Source organism: Cyanothece sp. BG0011 (assembly GCF_003013815.1).
In the GTDB taxonomy this organism is placed as follows: Bacteria; Cyanobacteriota; Cyanobacteriia; order Cyanobacteriales; family Microcystaceae; genus Crocosphaera.
Map to the genome: position 1 here is coordinate 1 of NZ_PRLH01000138.1, position 25257 is coordinate 25257.

21 protein-coding genes and 1 pseudogene are annotated in these 25257 nt (G+C 40.8%); 17 read left to right on the forward strand and 5 right to left on the reverse strand.

Annotated elements, in window-relative coordinates; genetic code table 11:
• The first annotated feature begins 140 nt into the window (after nucleotides 1–140).
• From C4E06_RS16945 to C4E06_RS16990, 9 genes are all read left to right on the forward strand, one after another.
• Nucleotides 141–551 carry a hypothetical protein gene (locus tag C4E06_RS16945; protein WP_107669117.1) on the forward strand — a complete coding sequence of 137 codons (411 nt, stop codon included), beginning with the start codon at nucleotides 141–143 and terminating at the stop codon, nucleotides 549–551.
• On the forward strand, nucleotides 548–1366 hold the full coding sequence (locus C4E06_RS16950) for an alpha/beta fold hydrolase (protein WP_107669118.1): 819 nt from the start codon (nucleotides 548–550) through the stop codon (nucleotides 1364–1366). Before C4E06_RS16945 ends, C4E06_RS16950 begins: the two co-directional genes overlap by 4 nt.
• Nucleotides 1367–1589: 223 nt before the next feature.
• Nucleotides 1590–2234, forward strand: coding sequence for a DUF2834 domain-containing protein (locus tag C4E06_RS16955; protein WP_107669119.1), 645 nt, complete (start codon nucleotides 1590–1592; stop codon nucleotides 2232–2234).
• A gap of 545 nt (nucleotides 2235–2779) precedes the next feature.
• A complete protein-coding gene (locus C4E06_RS16965; protein WP_107669121.1) occupies nucleotides 2780–3622 on the forward strand; it encodes a PEP-CTERM sorting domain-containing protein in 843 nt (280 codons plus the stop codon).
• A 177-nt stretch (nucleotides 3623–3799) separates the two neighbouring features.
• Nucleotides 3800–4222, forward strand: a complete 423-nt coding sequence (locus tag C4E06_RS16970; RefSeq protein ID WP_107669122.1) for a transmembrane 220 family protein — start codon at nucleotides 3800–3802, stop codon at nucleotides 4220–4222.
• 57 nt (nucleotides 4223–4279) lie between these two features.
• Complete coding sequence (locus tag C4E06_RS16975) at nucleotides 4280–5185, forward strand: EboA family metabolite traffic protein (RefSeq protein WP_107669123.1); 906 nt, start codon at nucleotides 4280–4282, stop codon at nucleotides 5183–5185.
• Nucleotides 5186–5238: 53 nt separating this feature from the next.
• The gene (locus tag C4E06_RS16980) at nucleotides 5239–6165 is read left to right on the forward strand and encodes a TatD family hydrolase (RefSeq protein WP_107669124.1); all 927 of its coding nucleotides are present in this window, start codon (nucleotides 5239–5241) and stop codon (nucleotides 6163–6165) included.
• Between the two features lie 18 nt (nucleotides 6166–6183).
• Nucleotides 6184–7116, forward strand: a complete 933-nt coding sequence (eboC, locus tag C4E06_RS16985; protein WP_107669125.1) for a UbiA-like protein EboC — start codon at nucleotides 6184–6186, stop codon at nucleotides 7114–7116.
• 142 nt (nucleotides 7117–7258) lie between these two features.
• On the forward strand, nucleotides 7259–8503 hold the full coding sequence (locus C4E06_RS16990) for a 3-dehydroquinate synthase (protein ID WP_107669126.1): 1245 nt from the start codon (nucleotides 7259–7261) through the stop codon (nucleotides 8501–8503).
• Nucleotides 8504–8557: 54 nt separating this feature from the next.
• Here C4E06_RS16990 and msrA read toward each other — a convergent pair whose 3' ends face one another.
• The gene (msrA, locus tag C4E06_RS16995; RefSeq protein ID WP_107669127.1) at nucleotides 8558–9016 is read right to left on the reverse strand and encodes a peptide-methionine (S)-S-oxide reductase MsrA; all 459 of its coding nucleotides are present in this window, start codon (nucleotides 9014–9016) and stop codon (nucleotides 8558–8560) included.
• 30 nt (nucleotides 9017–9046) lie between these two features.
• A complete protein-coding gene (locus C4E06_RS17000) occupies nucleotides 9047–9421 on the reverse strand; it encodes a hypothetical protein (RefSeq protein WP_107669128.1) in 375 nt (124 codons plus the stop codon).
• A 234-nt stretch (nucleotides 9422–9655) separates the two neighbouring features.
• Between C4E06_RS17000 and C4E06_RS17005 the strand changes: the two are divergent.
• Nucleotides 9656–10290, forward strand: a pseudogene (locus C4E06_RS17005) (M23 family metallopeptidase).
• A 128-nt stretch (nucleotides 10291–10418) separates the two neighbouring features.
• A complete protein-coding gene (locus C4E06_RS17010) occupies nucleotides 10419–10886 on the forward strand; it encodes a dTDP-4-dehydrorhamnose 3,5-epimerase (RefSeq protein WP_107669129.1) in 468 nt (155 codons plus the stop codon).
• A gap of 218 nt (nucleotides 10887–11104) precedes the next feature.
• On the opposite strand, the gene C4E06_RS17015 is transcribed toward C4E06_RS17010, so the two are convergent.
• From C4E06_RS17015 to C4E06_RS17025, 3 genes are all read right to left on the reverse strand, one after another.
• Nucleotides 11105–12589, reverse strand: coding sequence for a carotenoid oxygenase family protein (locus C4E06_RS17015; protein WP_107669130.1), 1485 nt, complete (start codon nucleotides 12587–12589; stop codon nucleotides 11105–11107).
• 24 nt (nucleotides 12590–12613) lie between these two features.
• Nucleotides 12614–14068 carry a folate/biopterin family MFS transporter gene (locus C4E06_RS17020; protein WP_107669131.1) on the reverse strand — a complete coding sequence of 485 codons (1455 nt, stop codon included), beginning with the start codon at nucleotides 14066–14068 and terminating at the stop codon, nucleotides 12614–12616.
• Nucleotides 14069–14341: 273 nt separating this feature from the next.
• Nucleotides 14342–15910, reverse strand: a complete 1569-nt coding sequence (locus C4E06_RS17025) for a B12-binding domain-containing radical SAM protein (RefSeq protein WP_107669132.1) — start codon at nucleotides 15908–15910, stop codon at nucleotides 14342–14344.
• Nucleotides 15911–16072: 162 nt separating this feature from the next.
• Here C4E06_RS17025 and moeB point away from each other — a divergent pair, with 162 nt between their 5' ends.
• The 6 genes from moeB to C4E06_RS17050 all read left to right on the forward strand — a co-directional run bounded on the left by moeB (nucleotide 16073) and on the right by C4E06_RS17050 (nucleotide 25218).
• Nucleotides 16073–17245, forward strand: coding sequence for a molybdopterin-synthase adenylyltransferase MoeB (gene moeB, locus C4E06_RS17030; protein WP_107669133.1), 1173 nt, complete (start codon nucleotides 16073–16075; stop codon nucleotides 17243–17245).
• Nucleotides 17246–17348: 103 nt separating this feature from the next.
• The gene (locus tag C4E06_RS29610) at nucleotides 17349–17492 is read left to right on the forward strand and encodes a hypothetical protein (RefSeq protein ID WP_339377212.1); all 144 of its coding nucleotides are present in this window, start codon (nucleotides 17349–17351) and stop codon (nucleotides 17490–17492) included.
• An 884-nt stretch (nucleotides 17493–18376) separates the two neighbouring features.
• Complete coding sequence (locus C4E06_RS17035; RefSeq protein ID WP_107669134.1) at nucleotides 18377–19162, forward strand: ABC transporter ATP-binding protein; 786 nt, start codon at nucleotides 18377–18379, stop codon at nucleotides 19160–19162.
• A gap of 102 nt (nucleotides 19163–19264) precedes the next feature.
• On the forward strand, nucleotides 19265–20650 hold the full coding sequence (locus C4E06_RS17040; protein ID WP_107669135.1) for an MlaD family protein: 1386 nt from the start codon (nucleotides 19265–19267) through the stop codon (nucleotides 20648–20650).
• A 558-nt stretch (nucleotides 20651–21208) separates the two neighbouring features.
• Nucleotides 21209–24322: an ABC transporter transmembrane domain-containing protein gene (locus tag C4E06_RS17045; RefSeq protein ID WP_107669136.1), complete on the forward strand. Its 3114-nt coding sequence runs from the start codon at nucleotides 21209–21211 to the stop codon at nucleotides 24320–24322.
• A gap of 44 nt (nucleotides 24323–24366) precedes the next feature.
• Nucleotides 24367–25218 carry a hypothetical protein gene (locus C4E06_RS17050; RefSeq protein WP_157951177.1) on the forward strand — a complete coding sequence of 284 codons (852 nt, stop codon included), beginning with the start codon at nucleotides 24367–24369 and terminating at the stop codon, nucleotides 25216–25218.
• Nucleotides 25219–25257 lie beyond the last annotated feature (39 nt).

The following is a 25257-nucleotide window of genomic DNA, read 5'->3' on the forward strand; positions in this document are numbered from 1 at the left end:
GTGAATAAAGCTAACACGCTAACCCAACGAGAGCTAAAATATCCATAGCGATTTATGTCTATAAAATGACGTGAGTATCAAAACGACACAAACTATGATACTTCTATTTGGTGAGGTTGTGGATAGTAGAATCAATTACAATGTCAAACTTAGAACGGATTGAGTCGGTCAAAGCAGGATATTTAGGGGGAATGGCCTTTACAGTGGCCTATGTCTTGATCTTAGCCATTAATTACACCACTTGGGATGTCTCTGTTGCAGATGTCGTTAGTTTAGGGGTTAAAGTCGCCATCGCCTTTATTAGCGGTTTTCTTTTTGCTGTTACTTATCGTTACATTATTCGCACCGATAAGAATGGTCATTTAAAAGATGGCGCAGTGTTGGCCTTTGGGTTAGTTAGGGGGTTGGTTCCGGTCGAACTATCTTCTGATGTTTTCCATCATTGGGGACAATTAGCTATCTTAGGCATAGAAAGTATTATTTGTTTTATGGTTGCTCGTGTTTGTTTAGAGTTTGCTTTTCATCGAGGTTGGATTAAACTATTTTCATGAAACTTCACGTCACGATTAAAGGTCAAGGCTATCCCATTTTATGTTTACATGGTCATCCGGGTTCGGGTCATAGTTTATCGGTGTTTACTGACCATCTTTCTCAACGGTTTTTAACTATATCTCCTGACTTACGAGGATATGGAAATAGTCGTTATAAAAAACAGTTTGACATGAGGGATCATCTCATTGATTTAAAAGAATTATTAGATGACTATAACATGGAGCAATGTCTTTTATTAGGATGGTCGTTAGGGGGGATTTTAGCCTTAGAATTAATTTTACAATATCCTGAAAAGTTCACTGGTTTGATTTTAATTGCTTCTGCTGCCAGACCTTATGGAAATCATCCTAAAGTGAGTAATCAAGAGTTAGTTTATGCAGGAATAGCCGGAATTTTAAACTATTTAAAACCAGGATGGCAATGGAATATTAATACCTTTGCAAAAAAGTCTTTATTTCGTTATTTAATTGGTCAACAAACTCCTTTAGCTTATGAATATTTAGCCAAGTATGGAGTTAAAGCCTATTTACAAACATCTCAACCTGCTAATCAAGCTTTATCTAATGCCTTAAAAGCCAGATATAATCGTCTTCAAGAATTAGATAAAATAGATATTCCTTGTTTAGTCTTAGCTGGTTCAGAAGATCGACATATTACGGCACAATCAAGCGAAGAAACGGCAAACAATTTAAGAAATTCTCATTATATTTGTTACCCAAATCATGCTCATCTCTTTCCTTGGGAAATCCCTGAAAAAGTTTTAAAAGATATTGATCAATGGCTCACTCAGCAATTAATAATTAATAATGAATAATTATTAAGTAGGTAGGCATAATTAAATGAATAAAACTTGTAGGGTGGGCAATGTCTTCAATGGTTTCTGGTTCGGGTTTGTAAGTTTTTTCTTAGCATTGCCCACCTTACGTTTATTTATAAGCATCTACATAGTTACTCATTAAGAATAGAAATCCTAATCAAAAAAGATATTCTAAACTCAAGTTATGTTATATTTTAATAGTTAAAGATGGAAAATAAAAATGATTGCCAAAATTTTTCTTAGTTTACTATGGGTAGGATTTGTTATTTATGGTTTTTTATTAGCCCCTCCGGGTCAACCTGATACCCTAGAATTGATCCAAAATCTATCAACTGGAAACTGGGATAATATTAACCCTTTAATTATTGCTGTATTTAATAGTATTGGTTTAGTTACTGTCATTTATGCTAACCTTTTATTTATCGATGGAAGAGAGCAAAAAATAGTCGCTTGGCCTTTTGCGATCGCTTCTTTAGCAGTGGGAACTTTTGCGGTAATTCCTTATTTAATTTTACGGGAACCTAACCCTAAATTTACTGGAAAAAAAAATCTACTGATTAAACTTGCTGATTCCCGTTTACTTCATATTTTTCTAAGTATAACTTTAATTGTTTTTATCAGTTGGGGTATCATATCTGGAAATGGTTCAGACTTTATTCAAGAATGGCAAACCAGACGATTTATTAATGTGATGAGTTTAGATTTACTCTGTCTTTGTTTCATTTTTCCCTTTATTATTAAGGATGATATGTTACGGAGAAATATGGAAAATGATGCTTTATTTTGGACCGTTAGTTTAATTCCTTTATTGGGAAGTTTAATCTATTTATGTTTTCGTCCTTCTTTGCCTGAGAATAACTCATAATAAGCTAATTAGATATTAGAGACTTTTCCTGGAGAATAACAACGAATTTTGTAGGGTGGGCAAGGTTTCCAAGAATAAAGTTAGTTTCCATAAGTCTTTGACTTGCCCATCCTACCGTCTGAGGATGAGTAATCATCAGTTCATTAGATATTGCAAGGGTTAACGGTTGTTAACCCCTACAAACTTCATTGGTTAGGAAACTAAATTTTAATACTATATTAACTGATTTTTTCCAAGAGAGAAAGTCGTCAAACTATTGTCATAAAAATATGACAATAGTTTCTTTGATTCTCTATTTTATCGATAGATGATGATAAATAATTATACATAACTATCTGATTTAATGAACCCTTAATATCTATAGCTGATGAGGTTTTACAGCTTTTTTGTTCCTCAGTAATCATTAAAATTTCTTTTTTTATGTCTAAATTTGACATAACTTGTTTATATTTTTTTAATGTCATTGACGTGGATAATTCACAAAAGATTTTCTAGAATACGAACGATTCATTCACCAATTATTCAGTTTTTGGAGATTTTGTATCGTGAAACACTTACTAAAAAAACTTCCTGTAGCAATTGTTACAGGAATGATTGCTCTCAGTTTTCCTAGTGCAGCTAATGCCTTTTCAATGTTTGGTGGTTCTTATGATGAAGCCACGGATGGAGACTTGTCTGATGCTGGGTTAACAGCAACTGACTTAGGTTCATTAATGTCTGGGTTCAATAACCTCAAAGCAACATTTTCTAAACAACTTGATGGCTCAGGTTTAGATTATTTCACCTTTACCATCGATGAAGGACAGGCATTAGAAGCGATCGTTCTTAATAGCTGGAGTGCCTCTCCTGAGTTTGAAGATATTGCTTTCATTGCTATGCAAGAGGGAGATGTTTTTGACTTCACCTTTCCTAATAGTAACCCAGCAGGATTCGGAGCGACAGGACTGTTAGGGTGGTCTCATCTAAGAAGTACCCAAGTTGGTACCAATAAAATTTTTGAAGAGATGGCAGACTCTAATCTATCACCAGACGAAGTGGGTGGGTTAGATGCGGATTATTTTCAGTTAGAAGTGGACGAAGATCCCTATGATGGTATCCCAGGATTGACAGAATCAGACATCGAGACCCTTGAGGCTAACCTTGTTAATTTACCGAACACTTGGCAAGCAGGAGCATTAGGATTTGATACACCTTTGGGAGCCGGAACCTATTCCATGTGGTTAAGACAAGGTAACCCAACTGAGATTTCTGTAGATATGGATTTTATCGCCATAGACGTACCTGAAGAGCAAGATCCAACTTCAGTACCTGAACCCACTGGTGTCCTGGGTACAACCGTCGCATTCGGTTTAATGACACTGCTTAGAAAAAAAGGCAAACGCTCTTAAGTCATTTGAGTTCGCCATAAGACAAAAACATACAACACAGGTGTGGGGGGGATCGCAGTAAACAATTTTCTCCTGTTTCCTCCCTTTCTTAAACCGAACTCCACTCAGAGCGCATCTCAACGATTAATTTAATTCTAGCAGATCGGCAATTATTCAGTGGTGAGAGAGTCAAATCCGATGAATCGAACAATTTTTAATGTATTAAACGGTTTTGGAGCCATATCCTTTATTGTTTTTGCTTGGCTACAGCATGAGGACAATAACGCCGAAATCTATTTTAAACCTAGCGTGATAGATGTCTGGATGTGGATGATGTTCTATGGACTGGTGGCCTTACTATTTGGGTTAGCCATGAAGGGGGTTTTTCCGAAACTGCTCTATCTCTTGTTTGCTTTTTTTTGTGCCTATCAAGTGAGTGTGACCATTCCAGGCTTTATGGCTAATCTAGCCAGTGGCAGTTTTAGCATGACCAATAACAGTATGTCCCCCGTCAATCCCCAAGTGGAACTAACGAGAGAATTTTTCGGGGCTTTGATCGCATTAGTGGCAGTGGGTTTCTTGTGGTGGCAACGGGGTCAAACTCGAAAAATGCTCAATTGAATCCCATCCCACAATCATTCTGTTTCTTAAGAACTTTTTAGGCAAATTTCAACCATTATGATTGCATCTATTCAACACCCCACGGAAACATCAAAAACCAGTGGCATTCTTAACTATCTTCAGAACTGCTTAGAAAAGCAGTTACATCAGTCCGCCTTAACTTGGCTCAATTGGACAATGGAAAAGTTGTCAGAAAACCCATCACAACAAACCTTATTCATCGGGTTTAGTCAAGCGGCCCGTCAAGTGGGTAAAGCCAACTTAAGTTTGAGTCAAGAAGCGTTAAGCACAGCCCGTCAACTGCGCCCAGGGTGGATGCCAGAGTATTGGACCGTGGATCAAACCGTGCGAACCCTTTTACTGCTCAATTTTCGTGCAGAGGATGCTGATGACTATCTAGCCTCCATTGAAAAGCTCTTTTCAGCCGCCGATGTGGCTGAACAAATCGCCTTGTATCAAAGTCTGCCGGTGTTGCCCTATCCCGAACAGTTGAAAGCCAGGGCCATTGAAGGACTCCGCACCAATATGGTGACGGTTTTTAATGCGATCGCACTGCATAATCCCTATCCGGCGGACTATTTTGATGAAGCGGCTTGGAACCAAATGGTGCTTAAGGCGTTGTTTGTGGAGAGTCATCTCAGTCAAATTCAAGGACTCGACTCCCGTGTCAATGCTAAATTAGCCAAAATGCTTTCTGACTATGCCCATGAACGATGGTCTGCTGGTCGTAGCGTTAACCCTCAACTGTGGCGAGGTATGGGTTCATTTACCGAGGGTGAAATCCTCGCAGACTTAGACAAGGTGCTAAGGGAAGGGGAACCCTTTGAGCAGCAAGCGGCTGCTCTGGCCTGTTATAGGGGTTCGGCTGAGGCCCAAGCTCTATTAGATAGGGTTCCGACGCTCAAACAAGCCATTGAACAAGGGCAACTCACCTGGGAGAGTTTCAGTCAAACCCATCTTTAATTAAGTCCCGACTACTTATAAAACTGATTCATAATAAAACAGGAGAAAATACAATGCTAATCGACAATATGATGGTCATTGATCCTCACATTCACATGACCTCACGCACCACTTACGACTATCTCGTCATGAAAGAGTACGGCGTGGTTGCGATCATTGAACCCTCATTTTGGCTAGGCCAACCGCGCACCCATGTGGGAACCTTTCAAGATTATTTTAATAGCTTGATCGGTTGGGAACGGTTTCGAGCCGAACAATTTGGCATTCGCCATTACTGCACCATTTCCATTAACCCCAAAGAAGCTAATAACGAACCCTTGGCCGAACAGGTGATGGAGTTGTTACCCTTGTATGCTTGCAAAGAAGGGGTGGTGGCCTTAGGAGAAGTGGGTTTTGATGATATGACCGAGGCCGAAGAAAAATATTTTCGTCTCCAGTTAAAACTGGCCAAGGAACTCGACAAACTGGTTTTAGTCCATACCCCCCACCGTAATAAAAAAGAAGGAACCAGTCGCAGCATGGACATTTGTCTAGAGGAAGGATTAGATCCCTTGCAGGTGATTATTGATCACGCCAATGAAGAGATAGTAGACGAAGTGCTCGATCGCGGTTTTTGGTGTGCCTTTTCTATTTATCCCAATACCAAAATGGGCAATGAGCGCATGGTAGAACTGGTGAAGAAGTACGGAAGCGATCGCATTATTATCGATAGTGCAGCGGACTGGGGAATGAGTGATCCTCTTGCCGTTCCGAAAACGGCTCAACTGATGTTAGAAAGTAATATTCCCGAAGCTCAAGTTAAAGCCGTTTGTTATGGCAACGCCCTTAAAGCCTATGGTCAAAGTGGAGAAATGAAAGAAGAACACTGGCTCGAACCTACGGCCATCGATCAGCGACAACTCTATGAGGGTAACTCAGTGCTACGAGGACAAACTCCTATGGTAGAAAAGCCCTTTCAAGAATCAATCATTATCCGTTAACAAACAAGGTATTTAATGATGCAAACACAAGCAATTAACTCACCCTCGATCTGGGGTTATTTACAGTTGATGCGTCCGGCTAATATTGTGACGGCTTGGGCAGATATTTTAGTGGGTTATGCGGCGGCGGGTGGCGTGAGTCTGATGGCCGATGTCTGGGCAGGGAATTTGACAACCAATGAATTAACCCCCCTGATCTGGTTACTACTTGCTACCAGTGGGCTTTATGGGGGTGGTGTGGTCTTTAACGATGTCTTTGACCTGGAATTAGACCGTGTTGAACGGCCTGAACGGCCACTGCCTCGGGGTGATGTTTCTCCAAGGGCAGCTATTCTGTTAGGAAGTGGGTTATTGGGCATAGGCATTTTAGCGGCCGCCCAGGTTGGGGGGGTGAGTGCGGTGATGGCGATCGCTGTGGCTATGGCGGCCTTAATTTATGACGCTTTTGGTAAGCATCACCCATGGTTTGGACCGTTGAATATGGGGTTATGCCGAGGGGGAAATCTGTTACTTGGCATCAGCGTGATGCCGATGATGCTCTCTCAACGGTGGTTTTTGGTCTTCATTCCCATTGTTTATATCGCTGCAGTGACGGCTGTTAGTCAGGGGGAAGTCAAAGGGGGTCAACAGTCCACAGGATGGTTGGCCATTATCCTCGCTTTGTTGGTGATGGCGGGTGTGTTAGGGTTAGGAACCCTAGACGTTTACCACTGGCGTTATTGTTTTCCTTTTACCCTGTTATTTGCCGGGTTGGTATTACCCCCTTTTATCCAAGCAGCCCAAGATCCCAGTGCGATGACGGTGCAGAAAGCCGTGAAATCGGGGGTACTTTCTTTAATTGTCTTAGATGCTGCGGTGGCGGCTGGTTTTGCCGGTTGGCTTTATGGTTTAGCAGTTCTCTCTCTCTTGGTCCTATCCCGTTTCTTAGGGAATCTATTTGCTATCACCTAGTTTATTATCCATTCAGGGCAACCGGTCTATGAGGGCTTAATATCATTAAGCCCCTACATCAATCGGAATTATCAGTAAAAATTCTTTTGTTTTCTCTTTATCTTCTGACTCCTGTCTTTAATTAGTTTCTTAGAGGTTTCTTGTGATCACCAGTTTTTCTCAACCCTTTACATCGTCTATTAATCGGGCCTTTAAATCTGATATTCCTTCCCCCATTCGACAACAATTTACGGTAACCTTTCAATACGATGTTTATTTCACAGAGCAATTATTTCACCCTAATAATTCTCTGTTGGCTGACATGATTGCTGCTGATGGTCAACAAGGGGCTAGACAGCTTGTCGTCATTGTTGATGATGGTTTACTCCCTCATCATCCCCATCTCCTCCGACAAATCGAGCAGTATAGCCAGAAATACCCTAACTTACTTAAGTTAAAGGCTGCTCCCATTGTCATTCCTGGGGGAGAAACTGCCAAGAATGAACCGGCCCTGATTAAATATTTACAAAACCAAATGAATCGCACCGGGTTATGTCGTCATTCTTATGTCGTGGCCATCGGAGGGGGGGCGGTGTTGGATCTCGTGGGTTATGTCGCGGCCACCACCCATCGAGGTATTCGTCTGATTCGGGTTCCCACTACGGTGTTGGCTCAGAATGACTCTGGGGTGGGGGTCAAAAATGGGGTCAATACCTTCGGTAAAAAGAACTTTTTAGGAACCTTCGCCCCACCCTATGCGGTATTGAACGATTTTAGTTTTTTAACCACCCTCGATGATCGGGACTGGCGAGGTGGGGTAGCTGAAGCGGTTAAGGTGGCTTTGATTAAGGATGCCAATTTTTTTGAAGCTATCGAGGAACAGGCCGAAGCGATCGCCAATCGCAACATGGCTCCGATGCAACAGGTAATTTATCGCTGCGCCCAACTCCATATGGCCCACATCGCCCGACAAGGGGACCCGTTTGAAATGGGATCATCTCGTCCCCTGGATTTTGGCCATTGGGCTGCCCATCGTTTAGAGTCTTTGACCGATTATCATCTCCGTCACGGGGAAGCCGTAGCCATCGGCATTGCCCTCGACTGTACCTATTCTTATCTCTCTCAACTCCTGTCAAAAACTGACTGGGAGCGTATTTGCCACACCCTCAAAACTCTGGGGTTTGCCCTTTATGTTCCAGAACTTTCGACACACCTCGATCGCGATGATCATCCTGACTCTTTATTTGCCGGGTTAAAAGAATTTCAAGAACACTTAGGGGGTGAACTGACCTTGATGCTACTTCAAGAAATTGGCACCGGCTTAGAAGTTCACCATGTCAATTTAGATCGTTATCGAGAAGCGATCGCCATTCTCAAAACCCTATCCTTAACCTCCTCTGGAAACTGAGGGAAGCCGAAGTTTAATGGTTTGGAAGAAGATGATTAATTCTTCCAAACCTCTTTATTGAGTGGGTTGTTTTTCAAAATATTGTTGATGATAGTCTTCTGCTAAATAATAATCTGATGCTGGTTTAATTTCTGTCACAATATCTTGATCATATTGACCCGAATTTTGCTGTTTTAATTTAGACTCTCTTGCTATTTTTTCTTGTTGGGAATTATGGTAAAAAATAACGGAACGATACTGTTCTCCGCGATCGGGTCCTTGGCGGTTTAAACTGGTGGGATCGTGGATTTCCCAAAAGGTTTCTAATAGTTGTTGATAACTAATGATGGTCGGATCATAGTCTACTTGTGCCACCTCTGCATGACCGGTTATCCTGGCACATACATCCAAATAAGATGGGTTAGGCCAATGTCCTCCCATATAACCCACAGAAGTAGAAACGACCCCTTTTAACCGACGAAAAGCAGCCTCTACTCCCCAAAAACAACCGGCTCCAAATGTTGCTTGCTCCATAACTATCTTGATTAATTATAATTAATTGGTTTAGGTACTTCTCCGGCCTAATTCATACACAGCGCAAGCCATACAAGCTAACATTCCCATACTGATAGACCAACTTTGGCCGAGTCCCAACTCGATACCCCAATTACATAATCCTCCCAAAATAAAAAAGGGAATAATACTAAACAGAGAGGCATAAAAAGCGTTTTGAGACTCCCTTGCGTCACGGGTTTTATCAAATTCGTCTTGAGAAATATAAAGCGATCGCTCTGCAAAATTAAACCAACGATTTAACCCTTCTATAATACCTTCTCTCATAGAAGAAAGCCCTAAATAAAGAGATAATGACCATAAACAAGTACCGGCAATGACAACGGTATTAATAGAAAAGCGAAAAGGGATAAAATCAATAACCATGACTCATGTCAACTGTTTATTAAAGAAGGATTAATGGTTTTTAGATTTTAACAAAATTGCTCAAAAATCTACAAAAAATCAGAAATCTTTGTGCCAATAGTAAGCAGGGGAGCGCCGAAGCAGAGGAGCATAGGGAGAGTAAAACTGTTGCCTGTTGCCTCTTGCCTTTTGCCTATTTTCGTTAGTAACCTATGATAATCAGACTTAGTATCATTTGGTGTGAGTGATGTTATTATGCAACAATTCAAAAGTATTAGACGTAAGCTTCAGGGGGTTCGTTCCTCATGCCGTTGGTTGGTATCTCTAGGGATAGTTGCGTTAATGGTTCCTGTGAGTGTCAATGGTTGGCGACAGTTTCCTTCTCAGGCTCAATATGTCCCTGCAACCAATTCGACTAATACCTGGCAATATGCCTCCTTTCCTGTGGAAAATTTCCAAACCTATACCTCTGGTTACGGTTATCGAACCTCTCCCATTACGGGACAATCTCAATTTCATCGGGGGTTAGATATGGCTGCACCTTTGGGGAGTTATGTTCGTAACTGGTGGGGGGACGGGTGGTTGCCCTTTCCGATCATACCGCCTGCGGAACCATGATTACCATTCAATCGGGACAATGGACTCATATCTATTGTCATTTGATGGGAAGCGTTGAAGAGAGTTCCCAAGGCCGCTATTTTGTCGATAGGGAAGGGGGACTGGTTCTCTGGTTGGGTCAAGATGTTCCTGCCGGGGCGAGAATTGGTCGTGTCGGCATGACAGGACGTACTACAGGACCCCATCTGCATTGGGGATTAAAGTATCGGGGAGAATATCTCGATCCGGCTTTGGTTTTGATAGAGATGTATGGGGGTCAAGCTTCTTCCTAACCATAGAACCCATTTACTTTACTTTTGAACTCATATCACATAATGGTAACGTTATGTGATTTGTTTTACATATTTTTATAGTAAGAATTGTTAAGATCAAAAAAAAGTGAAAAGAATGGAGAATTAATATGAGTTTAAAAGAAGGAATATCGCTACACCAACTCAAATCTATACAAGGGGGAATGGCCCAATTTTACACCCCACAATCCAGTGACGAGACCATGTTAGTAGAAGTTCCCAGTGGCACCATTGACGAACTATTTGTACACCATTATCAAACGGATCAATTATTAGTGGTTCGGGGTAGTTTTATTCTGGTTGCACTCCACAATAAACAATACCATTATATCCCCTTAAGTGAATATAATCCACAAGTGATTACGATTCCTCCAGGGGTTCCTCATGGGGCAATTAATTTGAGTTCAGAAGATTGTGTAATGGTTAATGCTGTCTTACGTCATGGGGAATCTCATCCTTTAGATTATCGACCCATGAAACCGCCTTTTCCTTACAATTATAAGAAAATTAGTCATCTTCTAGAAAACTTATATCAACTTAAGTTAGAGGCCAAAAACAAAGTCTTATTAGAAGCATAAGGCTTTTAGTGCTACGCACTGGGGAATAGGCAAGGGTTCTCCCCCTAACCCTAACAAAAGGGGGAGTTAGAGGGGGTGGCAATGGTTGATTAGATAATAGTTTCAAGGTTAACGAGTGTCCTAACTATTTTTTGTAGTGCTATAATTCAATAAGATTTTTAGTAAAAAAAATTGATCTAGAGGGTTAGGGACAATTCATGAATTGTCCCTTATTTTTATTAAATAAATACCTCAGAAGTCCAGTTTCCGTGTAATCCGTAGGGAATATGATGTTTAAGATGTAAGGTGGCGATCGCTTCTTTTTCTAAGTTTTCTCCATCTAAAATAACGATATCAGAACGGTGTTTATCTCCATCATAAACCATCACTAATACCCATCCTTCGTCCTCACGGGTTGCCTTAGGTTTAGGGACAAAAATGGGTTCACCGACATAACCTTGTGGGGCAAAAGAATGGACTTGTTTTTTACCTGTTAATAAGTCTAGTTTTAGGATAGCTTGTAAGGGTGCATTACCTTGATTTTTATGGGCCGTTCCTATAAATAAATAACGATAGTTTCTCCCAACATTATTGGGGTGAATATCGGAAAATTCACAACAGCGACTTTCGAGCATTTCTGGGTCAATTGTTTCTTTATTTAGATCAATTTTAAAGCGATAGATTTGTCCAGGATCTAAATTTTCAAAATCGGTTTCTTTATAGTCAGTATTCGGTTTAACTTGAGGAAGAGAATCATAACAAATTGAATCTAGATAAATGTTATTATCTTTCTCAAAAGCATTAATATGATGAAAGACAAACCCTGCATTTGTTTCTAAAACTTTCATCTTCTCATAAGGAGGTTTTCGGGGAATAATAATTAATTGACTGGGTTTTTTAGGATGAAAATTAACACATTCTCCAGCACCTTTTAACCCTAAAAAATAGGGGAGAGGATTGAAGGTTACAGGGTTTTGTAATAAGAGACAATAATGAGGCGTAATGGCAAAATCATGGATAAAAGAAAACCCAGGAACGGTATGGGAATGACGACGTAATAAGCTACCATTTTCTGCAAATTCATAGATAGTAATTTTACTCGAAAGTCCTGGTTTAATAGAGAAATTAACTAAACAAGGTTGTCCCTTATCTAACTCAGAAGTAGGGTCAAAACGAGGATGTGCAGAAATAGACTCACCAGGGTTTAATACACCATCTAAATAATCGATTCCTATGGTTTCTAAGGTTTTAGGATCAAGTTGATAAGGTTCAGCAGCTTCCCAAAGTGCGAGTAATTTATTGCCCCAATAAACGACATTAGTATTAGCAATATTTTTAATATTAACATCAAAAATATTATTGAGCCATCCGCCGGGTTTCTGTGTACCAAACACCCCGCGATAGATCATTTTTCCTGTGTTTTGTTCTTTAACATAGCCTTCGGTGCGAACAAAACGGTTACGAAAATGAACTTTTCCATTAGGTAAAAACGAAATAGCACAAATCATCCCATCTCCGTCGAAAGGATGTTTTAAGGGAGTCCCTTGTACCTCTAATAAACCAGGACCATTTCTAAACAAAGTCCCTTGTAACTCTTCAGGTACTTTTCCCTCTATATCCTCAATAAAATAGTCATATTCATTAGGCTGAGATTGATAACCTTGTCGCCATTGCTGACGATCATAGCATAAGGTTTCTTTTTCTTGGCTCATTAAATTGGTCATGGCTATCGATTATTTTAAAAGGGTTTACTTGTTCTTATTGGCAACAAATTCGGGTAAAACTTCAGGCATCATACCATCATCTGGGACTGTCCCTAAAGCATGGTGTTCGTAAGCTTCGCCCATATAGTTTGCATTTTCTTTTTCCTCTCTCTCTTGAACTTGAGGATCGCTATTTGGCAACCATTTTACCAAAGGTAACGGTAATAAAGTGGAAAGATTCGTGATAATAACCAGTAACCACAGGTTATCAAAATTAGTTTCCGTTACTCCTAACCAATGGGTGATTAATGCCCCTAGTTCATGGGCTAATAAACCAGCCAGATTAACAATGGACATCAATAAAGCAAAGAGGGTGGCTTCGATGCCTTTAGGACATAATCTAGCGGATAAAACTAAGATAGGTAAAAAAGCAATTTGACCGGCAACGGTTAAAATTAAACTGTCCCCTAAACTAAACCAATGATCGTCAATTCCTAATACTCGATTCGTATGGGTAACTAACAATAACATAGTCATCCCTAAAGCAGCCGAAATGACCACACTCCACCCTAATATGTTTCTAAAGGAAACATTTTTTAAGAACTTTTGATAAAGAAATACCCCTAACAATGAAGCAATGCTAGTCACTAGGCGAACTCGCCCTAAAAATTCGGGTTCAAACCCCAATTCATTGGTGGTAAAATAGAAGAAAGCAGAGTCAGCATGAGGGGTCGCTTGCCACAGAAAAACAAAAATAGTTGGTAACAAAATAGATTTCTGTTTAATCGCTTGCCATAACTGTTTAATTTGCTGTTTAACTAACGACTGTTCTTGAGTTGAAACTAACTCATCTTGACTAATAGGTTCCTCGGCAATAAACCAAGCAGCTACACAGACAATAAAGGGAAAAATTGCGGTAATTTCAAATACTGTTTGGTTACTAAATTGTTCTAATAACCAACCACTTAAATAAGCTGTAATTAACCCTCCAAAGGCAGACATTCCCCAGGTCAAGGATTGTAACGATCCCGCTTGACCTAATGACTCTTTTCTGGCCCTTTCTACCACCAACGAATCAACGATGACATCACTAATAGCCACAGAAAGAGAGGTTAACAGTAAAGTCAAACTAGCTAACCAGGCATTTGTCACCACTGTGGCCAATAATATCCAGGATAAACTGCCTAATAGGCCCGAAATCACCAAATAAGGGCGACGACGATAGTTTAAAATCGGTAAACCGTCGGAAATAAAGCCAAACAGGGGTTTTATCACCCAAGGAATGGCAGCAATACCCGTTAACGCCCCCATTTGGGCAGGAGTTAACCCCAAATCATCTTTGAGGAAGAAACTCACCGCTAAACGGGCTAAACCTAAGATTCCTTGGACAAAATAGACGCTAAGAATGGCAAAAAGTTCGGGAGTGGGTTCATTCCCGAATAATATCGTTTCTTTAAACGTCTTTTTGACTCGTGTGAAGGGGGAAAGGGTGGCACTCATGAAGATAAGTAAAGTTTTATTACTTTATCTATCATAAGCAATTATTCAGTTATCAGTTATCACTCATCAGTTATAGATAGAGAATGGGCAAGAGGCAAGAGGCAAAGGTTCTCACCCTAACAAAAGGGGGAGTTAGAGGGGGTGGCAAAGGTTCTCACCCTAACAAAAGGGGGAGTTAGAGGGGGTGGCAAAGGTTCTCACCCTAACAAAAGGGGGAGTTAGAGGGGGTGGCAATAGGCTAATAGATTAGAAAAAGGATCTCTAATTAACTTATTAGTTAAACTCAACTTGTTTAAGGGTTGCTTGCTTTTCTCTGGCTTTAAATTCTTGTAATTGTTGTTCAATTTCCTGGCGAACAATTTCACGATATTCTAGAAAATGCTCATTGTGGGCGCAAACCGTTAGATAATGTTCCCAAACAGGGGTATTATGTCTAAGAATACCAAAGAAATGATGCCAAAATTTCCAACGGGTGTTCCGTTTCAACCCTTGTCGCCAAATGACAATAGTTAACGCCTTTAAATCTACCCAACTCGGCAACTTAAAAGGAGGATGACATTTAGGGGTTCCTAACTTCAAAAAACAACGATAGGTGCGATCTAAAAAATTTTCTGCATCGTATAATGTCCAAAAGGCTTCTATGTATTCTTGGGCGATATCTTCAATGGGACGAGTGGGAACAAAGTTCATTAAGGTACTTTGATTAATATCTTGTTTACTATCAACTCGCAGTCTTCCTTCTTTTTCTAAACGATGCCATAAAGCTGTATGGGGAAGGGCCTGTAACATTCCGAACATAGCTGTAGGAATGGCTGCATTTTCCACAAATTGAATAATTCGAGACGCTGCCCCGGTTTTTTCCCCATCAAAGCCAATAATAAACCCGGCCATGGGACGCAACCCGGCACGAATTAACGTATCAATGGTATCCGTTAACGAGTCACGGGTATTCTGAAACTTTTTCGTTAACTTTAAACTCTCTTCGTCAGGGGTTTCAATACCTAAAAAGACAGCATCAAAATTAGATTCTACCATCAACTCCATTAATTCAGTATCTTGGGCAAGGTCTACCGATGCTTCTGTATTAAACCGAAAAGGATATTGATGGTCTTTTTGCCAAATTTTTAATTCTTTAAGCAATAATTTAACATTGCGTTTATTACCAATAAAATTATCATCCACCATAAATACTCCCCGTCGCCATCCCAACTCATACAGATAGTCCAACTCTTTCAACAGTTGGGCCGGGGTTTTGGTGCGAGGTTTGCGTCCATAGAGAATGATAATGTCACAAAATTCACATTGAAACGGACATCCCCTGGAAAACTGCACCGACATCGAGTCATACGCATCTAACTCTAGTAAATCGTAGCGAGGAATGGGAGTCGAGGTAACATCAGGTTTGTCCTCTGTCCGTAGGGTTCCTTGGGTTTCCCCCCGTTGTAAAGCCTCCACAAACAGAGGTAGGGTGATTTCTCCTTCATCTAACACCAAAAAGTCTGCCCCTGCTGCTTTGACTTCTGAGGGGACAGAAGTGGCATAGGGACCCCCCACTGCCACACATTTACCCCGTAGTTTCGCTTCTTTGATTTGTGCCAGTAAATCTACTTTTTGGACAATCATGGCCGAGAAAATGACGATTTGGGCCCAATCCCATTCTGCTTCCGTTACCTCACGAATATTGCGATCGCACAGTTTAAATTCCCAAGTTTGGGGTAAAATACCCGCAACGGTAATTAAGCCCAGAGGGGGTAATAAAACCTTACGGTTGACTAACTCCAGGCTTTTATCATAGGACCAAAAAGTCGGCGGAAATACTGGATAAATAAGTAATGCTCGCACGTCCTACACCCCACAAAAATTTGTTATGTCTTCACTATAACTTATCTATCACTGGTCACTGTTCACCGATCACTGTTCACTGTTCAGTGAAATCTGCTAAGATAATGATCCACGCCCCTCAAAAAATCGTGCGTTTAATTAGGTCAATTAATGACAACGCCTATGCTAAACCCTAATTTAGAAGCAATAGAACTCAACAAAGAAGAGATTGAAAGATACTCTCGCCACATTATCTTGCCAGAAGTGGGGCTAGACGGTCAAAAACGCCTAAAATCAGCCAGTGTTCTCTGTATCGGAACCGGCGGTTTAGGATCTCCCCTTTTACTTTACCTCGCGGCTGCTGGTATTGGACGCATTGGAATTGTTGATTTTGATATTGTTGACAGTTCTAACTTACAACGTCAAATTATTCATGGCACCTCTTGGGTAGGTAAACCGAAGATTCAATCAGCAAAAGACCGTATTTTAGAGATAAACCCGGCTTGTCAAGTCGATTTGTACGAAACCCGTCTTTCTTCTGAGAATGCCCTGAAAATCATGGAACCCTACGACGTTATCGTAGATGGAACCGATAACTTCCCCACTCGTTACCTAACTAATGATGCTTGTGTATTGTTAAATAAACCCAACGTTTATGGGTCAATTTTCCGCTTTGAAGGCCAAGCAACGGTATTTAACTACGAAGGGGGTCCCAACTACCGCGACCTATATCCCGAACCTCCCCCACCGGGAATGGTTCCCTCCTGTGCAGAAGGGGGCGTTTTAGGGGTATTACCCGGCATTATTGGCACCATCCAAGCCACTGAAACCATTAAAATTATTTTAGGGGCGAAAAATACCCTCAGTGGTCGTTTATTGTTGTACAATGCCTGGGATATGAGCTTTCGGGAACTGAAGCTACGACCGAACCCAGAACGGCCAGTCATCGAGGAATTGGTTGATTATGAGCAGTTTTGTGGCATTCCCCAAGCACAAGCAGCCGAAACCGAAGAAAAAGCCGCTATTCCTGAAATTAGCGTCACCGATCTCAAGGAATTAATGGATCACGGGGCCGATGCGTTTGTCTTAATTGATGTGCGTAACGTTAATGAATATGAAATTGCCCGTATTCCTGGTTCTGTCTTGGTTCCCTTACCTGATATCGAACAAGGTTCAGGGGTTGAGAAGGTTAAAGAGTTGGCCAGAGATCACCGTGTTATTGCCCATTGTAAAATGGGAGGGCGATCGGCCAAAGCGTTAAAAATTCTTCAAGATGCTGGAATACAAGGAACCAATGTAAAAGGAGGGATCACCGCTTGGAGTCAAGAAGTTGACCCGAATGTTCCTCAATACTAAAACCTAGATTTGTTTCCATCATGATAACCTGCTTCTACTATTTTAGAAGTGGGTTTTTTTATCAGTTTTTCATAATCTTTTTCTATCTGTACTCTATGAAGAAATAGAAGAAGCGATCGCAAAACCGGCAGAAATGTCAGGAGTCTTAATCGAAAGCAGTTTAAAACAACAGTTAATTAATGATGTAGAAGATTATCCCGGCAGTTTACCCTATCATGGAATAGTTTATGTCGGTTTGGTAGTTTAAATAAGCAAGCAAAAGATGTCTTATTTGCTTGTGAAAGTGCTGTTAACAATGCTTCTGATGATGAAAAAGCATTATCTATTGATAGTCGAGGGTTAGCCAGAGCATTAAGAGGAGATTTTGATGGTGCGATTAAAGATTTTCAGGTATTTGTAGATTCTCCTGATGTTTCTGATGAGATCAAAAATAAAAGAAAACAATGGATAGAAACCTTGAAAAAAAGAGAAAATCCTTTTGAATTTTATAAATAATACGAAACTCTCCCTGAGTAACTCGATAAAGATCAGAAAACCCTTTTAATAACTTAGAATCTTGAGGTTGAGGATTATCTATTGTAATTCACAAATTTTAAAAAATCAATCATTTAAAACAAAGATACGAGATTAAACAATGAAAACTAAATATGATACAGAAGTTGATGTTTTAAGAATTAATTGGAGTCACTTTCTTCCCCTTCATAACTCATTAAAGTAGCGATCGCTTATAATCCTTCCTAGACAAAAACCTTATTTTGTCAAGAGCAGTTTACAACCTGTAAAAATAGCTTATTAAATCGTTACAAAAAACTGAATGTTGAAGAGATAAAAAATAAGACAGTTAAAACAGGATCAACGAAACTTAGAGACTGATGAGGACTATAATATTTTTTTGTTACACTAATCTCACGACCCTACCTAATACTAACCATAACACGAAAATAACCAAACTGTAAATATCAAGCAAAATCAGACAAAAAGAGCGAAAAATTTTTAATTGTTAACTTATGTAAAATATTTATTTTGTTTGAAAAATTCAATCAGACTAGATGTATGCGATAAATAAAAATTATATTTGACAAATATTCTAAGATAAATGAGATCGTAAACCATCTTCAGCATTGTTACCTTATGGGAAAAGAACCATTAATTGAACTTAGAGGGGTTTCTAAATCCTTTGGAAATCAGATTATTTTAGACGAAATTGACCTGACCGTTTATAAAGGAGAAGCCTTAGTTATCATTGGACCATCTGGTACAGGAAAATCCACTATTTTGCGACTAATCGCTGGATTATTACCCCTCGATGCCGGAGAAATTTATATCAAAGGCAAACGACGGAAAGGCATCATCGAAGACGGCCATCAACCCATGCGGATCGCTTTTGTCTTCCAACAAGCAGCCCTATTCGACTCTCTCACCGTTGACGGTAATGTCGGCTTTTTCCTCTACGAACATTCTAAACTACCCCGTCCGAGGATTCGAGAATTAGTCGAAGCCAAACTGGCTATGGTAGGGTTGCAGGGAATGAGCGATCGCTACCCCTCCCAACTCTCAGGAGGAATGAGAAAACGAGTCAGTTTTGCCCGCGCCCTCATTTCCAACCCAGACGATCCCCTAGACGACCCGGAAATTGTCCTCTACGACGAACCCACCGCCGGCCTTGACCCCATTTCCTCAACGGTTATAGAAGACCTAGTGAGGGACTTACAAAGAGCCCCAGGAGGCTGTGATACCTACGTCATGGTATCTCACCAAGATAGTACCATTCGGCGCACCGCCGATCGCGTTATTTTCCTCTATGGGGGCAAAATTCAATGGGAAGGAAACGTTCATGAAATTGATCGAACCACCAACCCCATTGTCAGACAGTTCTTTAATGCCAGTGTCAAAGGCCCCATTCGAGTCATTGATTAACTATAAATCATGACACTCAACTCCCAACACCAATTGATTAAGTTATGGTAAGAGGGGAGTTAATGTACTTAATCCCAAAGAGAGACAGTGTGAGGCAAGACTATGTTACGAATGCGAACCCTTCAAGAAGGCTCAGTGGGACTATTTGCCCTATTTGGTTTAATCATATTTGGCGGTTTAGTGGTGTGGCTAAGAGGGGGTATTATCGGCCAAAAAACCTATCAATTTTTCGCTGAGTTTAAAGATGTCAGTGGTTTACAAATAGGGGCCCCCGTTCGTTATCGAGGGGTTGCCGTGGGTAAAATTTTAGGACTACAACCCAGTAGTAATGGAGTAACCGTTGCCGTTGAAATTTCTTCGGCTCAATTACGCATTCCCAAGGGTTCTACAGTCCAGATTAATCGTTATGGTCTCATCGGAGAAGCGTCGGTAGATATTACCCCCTCACGGGAGTTGTCTGAGGATGCGTTAAGCATTGATCCCACCAGCGAAGACTGTGAGCAGGCCGGGAAAATTCTCTGTAATAACGATCAAGTGACAGGAAAAACCGGATCACAATTGGTTGAAGCCTTAACCCGTTTAAGTAATGCTTATAGTGATCCTGAGTTTGTCGGGAATATGAACGCAGCCCTGCAAAATGTGGCTACAGCAGGGGGTAAAGTGGCCACTTTGTCTGAAGAAGTCACTAAGTTATCAAAGGCGGCACGGGGCGAAATTGGAGGGGTTAGTGATGTGCTTCGTAGTGCCGATCAAGCGGCTCAAGATGCGTCTCAATTAATGCGTAATGTCAATACAGTGGTGGCAGAAAATCGCACCGATCTTAATCGGACCGTCAGCAGTGCTGCTAATTTAATTAGTAATTTAGATGGGTTAGTCTCAGAAAATAGAGGCAATATTGTTAATACTTTAGACAGCATTCAAAGAACCAGTGATCAAGTGCGTTTCTTGGCCTTGAATTTTAACACCACAGTGGATCGACTTAATGAAGGGATCGATGAAATTGATATGGCCAAATTAGCCAACGATCTCGAAACCTTGATGACCAATGCAGCCCAAACCTCAGAAAATTTACAAAATTTATCTCAATCTCTCAATGATCCTGAGGTGTTGCTAACCATTCAAAAAACCTTAGATTCTGCCCGCGTTACCTTTGAAAATACCCAAAAAATTACCTCTGATGTTGAAGAATTAACCGGCGATCCGACCTTTAGAAATAATATCCGTAAGTTGATCGATGGATTGAGTAATTTAGTGGCATATACTGAACAATTAGAACAACAAGTTTATGTGGGACAAGTGATTGAATCAGTAAGCGATCGCGTTGAATATAGTTTATTACCTAACAATAAATTAAAGTCATTTTCTCCTGAGGAAAAAACCCCGGCTAGATTACCCAAACGTCTTTCAAATATTAAGAAACCTCTCTCTAAAACAGAGACAAACATAACACCCAATCAAAGGGAAAACCCAGCCGAGCAAGAAGAGTAAAAAAATAACTTAAAATTTGGACTCTTTGAGGAGATAAAAAAGATATTATCACCCACAAATAAAACATAGTTGAGTTAAGCAAAATCTGTTTTTGTAAGTTGCTATTTTTGAGATAATAGCATTACACATTATGATTAAGACGTTGATGGAATTACAAGATATTGTAGGGTGGGCAATGCCCACCTTATTATCTAAAACTGATATCTGACAGCAGTCTAAAAAAACTTAATAGATGTAATTTTTAGAAAAACTTAGACAAAATTAGACAATTGATAGTTCAATTTTTTGGGGAAGTCAAAGAATATATTTAATTTTTTAAACAAACTTGTCGCTACCGCTAGATTTGTCCTTATACTAAACACAAAAGCTCAAAAATTTTTGAGATAATTTACGCCACGGCATAAACATTATCCTATTCCCTAATTTGTAAAGAAAAATTAAAAAACAGAAATGCCGTCACCTTAGTGGTTCCCTAATCTGTTGTTTATTAATTAACTAAGGCTCAATTTCTCTATGAAATTGAGTGCATCCCTCATTTAACAGTTTGGTAACATTACCATGACTCAAAAAACCGCTTTATCTTTCGATAACTCGAAATCGTTAAAAGCTGCCCATAAGTCTCAAAATCAACAAGAGCCTTGGCAGAAACTATTAGAAACCCTTGAAACCCTTTCCCCAACCCAAGAATTAGGCTTCGAGTTAGCTAAGTCCTTTGAACTCTTAGACTATAATTTTGGCGATGAAATTGCTATCTTTCCTAAGATTGCTGACAATAATGGACACAATCAAGACATTTATGTTATCTGTCAAGGTCAAGTTAGATTAGTCAGTTTCCAGACCAATAAACAAAGAAATGTCTCCCTTCAATTACTCCAAGCAGGAGATATGTTTGGGGGAGATGGGTTAGGTAATCAAAAGAGTTGGGCCTATGGTGCGATCGCAGTGGGTTCCGTGCCGGTGCAAGTGGCTAAACTGTCACTGACTCAATTACAACCCTATTTAGAAAAGCTCCCAAAACTGAAAAACCATCTCGTTACCCTTGCCCAACAACGACAAACCTTAATCTTTTTCAAACGCTTTACCAACCTAGGAAATCTTCCCAGTCTCAGACTACAGCAATTATTACCCTATCTCCAATTTAAACAAATTCAAGCCGGCGACAATCTGGCCGACTGGGTGCAACAACAACCCAGTCGTTTCTGGTTATGTCAAGGAATCATTAAAAATGCCGACCTAAAAATCGGTCATTCTTTTGGCTATCCAGAAGACATCCCTTCCGACTGGGTAGCTCAAACCGATCTCGAAGTCTATCAAATTCTGCAACCGGACTGGGAGACCGTTCAAGCGATCGCTCCTACCTTACCCTCGTCATCGACAACTTCCTCAAATACCCCAACCCCCAAAAAACCCACTCAACCCCTTTCTCCTTCTCGTCCTTCCATTAACCCTGAGTTACTGCCGATCCCTGCCAACCCAGAATCATCAACGGTTGCATTTCCCAAACCCCTAAAAAAGCGCAAAGGATTATGGCAAAACTACCCCTTTATTGAACAACAGAGTGCAGCCGACTGTGGTGCCACCTGTTTAGCCATGATTAGTCAGTATTGGGGAAAACGGCTCAATCTTAACTTTTTACGAGACTTAACTGGGGTGGGCCGTTCCGGGGCCTCGTTAAAAAACTTGGCCAAGGCCGCTGAAAAATTAGGGTATCAAGCGCGACCGGTACGAGCGAGTTTAAACCGTTTAATTGAAGAAAAAAACCCTTGGATCGCTCATTGGCAGGGAGATCACTATGTGGTGGTGTATCGGGTTAAAGGCGATCGCTTACTGATTGCCGATCCGGCCCAGGGTAAACGTTTAATGCCTCGCCAAGAATTTATCACAGGATGGACCGGCTACGCTTTATTACTGGACCCCACCGAAGGGTTAAATCAAGTTCCCACGGAAAAACGGTCTTTAGGGAGATTTTTAAAGTTACTTCTACCCTATCGAAGCTTAGGTCTACAAGTGATTCTGGCCTCTTTGCTCATTCAAATTTTTGGCCTCGTCACTCCCCTCTTTACTCAAATTATCTTAGATAAGGTGGTCGTTAACAAAAGTCTCACCACCTTAAATGTGTTTGCCCTAGGGGTTCTCTTATTTGGCATTTGGAGTGTTTTATTATCGGGGGTTCGACAGTACCTACTCAGTTATCTGTCTAACCGTCTGGACCTGACCATGATTGGTGGTTTCATCAATCATGCCTTACTCCTTCCCCTGAAATTTTTTGAATCGCGTCATGTGGGGGATATTATCACCAGGGTTAATGAAAATCAGAAAATTCAGCGATTTTTGCTTAATCAAGTGGTGTTAGCTTGGTTAGATTTTTTAATGGGGTTTGTCTATTTAGGGTTGATGCTCTATTACAACTGGCGACTCACCCTATTAATTGTCGCTTTAATCCCCCCGATTATGGCGTTAACCCTAGCCGCTACCCCCTTATTGCGGAAAGTGTCCAGGGATGTCTTTAATCGTTCGGCCGAACAAAATTCAGCCTTAGTCGAAACCATTACAGGAGTAGCAACGGTTAAAGCGACTGCAACAGAAAAAGAATTACGGTGGCGTTGGGAAGATCGCTTAACCAGTTATCTCAATGCTCGATTTCGTAGCCAAAAACTGGGGATTAACTTACAAGCCGCCAGTGGCTTAATTAACTCCGTTGGTAGTACCGCATTGCTATGGTATGGGGCCACCTTGGTGATTCAAGATCAACTGACCATTGGTCAATTTGTCGCCTTTAACATGATGATCGGCAAAGTGCTGAACCCCGTTCTTTCTTTGGCCAATCTTTGGGATGAACTGCAAGAGGTGTTAATTTCTGTTGAACGACTCAATGATATTTTTGACAGCCAACCGGAAGAAATACCCGGTCAACCCAGGTTGCAGTTACCTCCCATTAAAGGGCAGATTAAATTTGATCGTGTCACCTTTCGGTATGACGCTGACGAGGAACGCAACACCTTAGAGAATATTTCCTTTGAGGTACAACCAGGAGACACCATTGCCATTGTGGGGCGCAGTGGTTCAGGAAAAACCACCTTAGTGAAGTTGCTTCAGGGACTGTATCCCCCAGAAACCGGAACCATTTATATTGACGAACACGATCTTAACCATATTTCTCCCCAATCCTTACGCAGTCAACTGGGGGTAGTGCCTCAAGAATGTTTCTTATTTTCGGGGACAATTTTCGAGAATATTACCCTATACCGCCCTGAATTTACCCTAGAACAAGTGGTCAAAGCCGCCCAACTGGCAGAAGCCCACGCTTTCATTCAGAGTATGCCCTTAGGCTACAACACCAAGGTAGGGGAACGAGGAACGAATCTATCGGGGGGACAACGACAGCGCATTGCCATTGCTCGCGCCTTATTAGGCAAGCCACCGATTCTGATTTTAGATGAGGCCACCAGTTCCCTTGATACGGAGTCGGAACGCAGATTTCAAGAAAATCTTAGTCGTTTGTCTCGCGATCGCACCACTTTTATTATTGCTCATCGTCTCTCGACAGTTCGCAACGCTGATTGCATCCTAGTCTTAGAAAGGGGACTCCTAGCGGAAATGGGAACCCATCAAGAACTTATGGCCAAACAAGGGATTTACTTTCACCTGGCTCAACAACAACTTGACCTCTAACTCTAACGTTCATCATGATACCCCTACTCCTCATCACTCAGAAATTGCCACTGATTTTACTGAAGCTTTGTCAATGGCAATGGATTTGTAATGGTGTCGCTATTTCATTGTTATTGTTTAATTTACCAAGCGATGCCGCCACTTTTACGAGCCGTTCCCGCCGTTTGATTGAGCTAAGAGACTTTTCCCCCCTTCCCCAAGGTGTCGCTGTAATTGCTGACGGAAAAGCAATTACAATTGCTGATCAAGGAATTGTTCAGTCAATGATTGTCAATAATGCTAATTTCGTAGTCGATAGTTCCTTGGCTTTAGCTCATGCCAATTCTGATATCCATATCTTGGGAATTAGCCAGGATTTCTTGAGCGATATTCAGTTTTTTTCAACACTTGTGGGTCGATTTTCTGTGACGGCAGGTGAATCTCTAAAATTTAACCTAAATGGCTCATTATCCCTTCTAAACTCCATCGATGATCCTTTATTAGGGGGTGTTAGCATATCAGAAAAAACATCCATTGTTCTTCAAGATTTAACTAACCGAACACGGATTAATGTGCTTGAAGTTTTTGGCGGTTTAAATACAAATTCGATTCAAACCTTAAAGCAAGATTTTTTTTCGTTTAATCTTGGTCAAGATGTCCGTCTTGATAGTTACTTAAATAGGTCGTCTTTTCAAGAGACAACAGAATCGTTACAAACATTTTTTGTAGGGTCTTTTGAGAGAGAATTTCAAGAGGATACTGAGTTAGCTTTAGTTATAGTAAACCAGTCTTGTAATTATGCTTCTAATGAGAATGATGTTTGTGTTAAAGTGCCTGAACCTGGTAATAACCTAGCTATACTAATTTTTGGGTTATTCGGGTTGAATTATCTCATATATTTCCACAAATTCCGTTAACTCCCTTCGGGAGAGGAAACAGGCAATGGGCAACAGGCA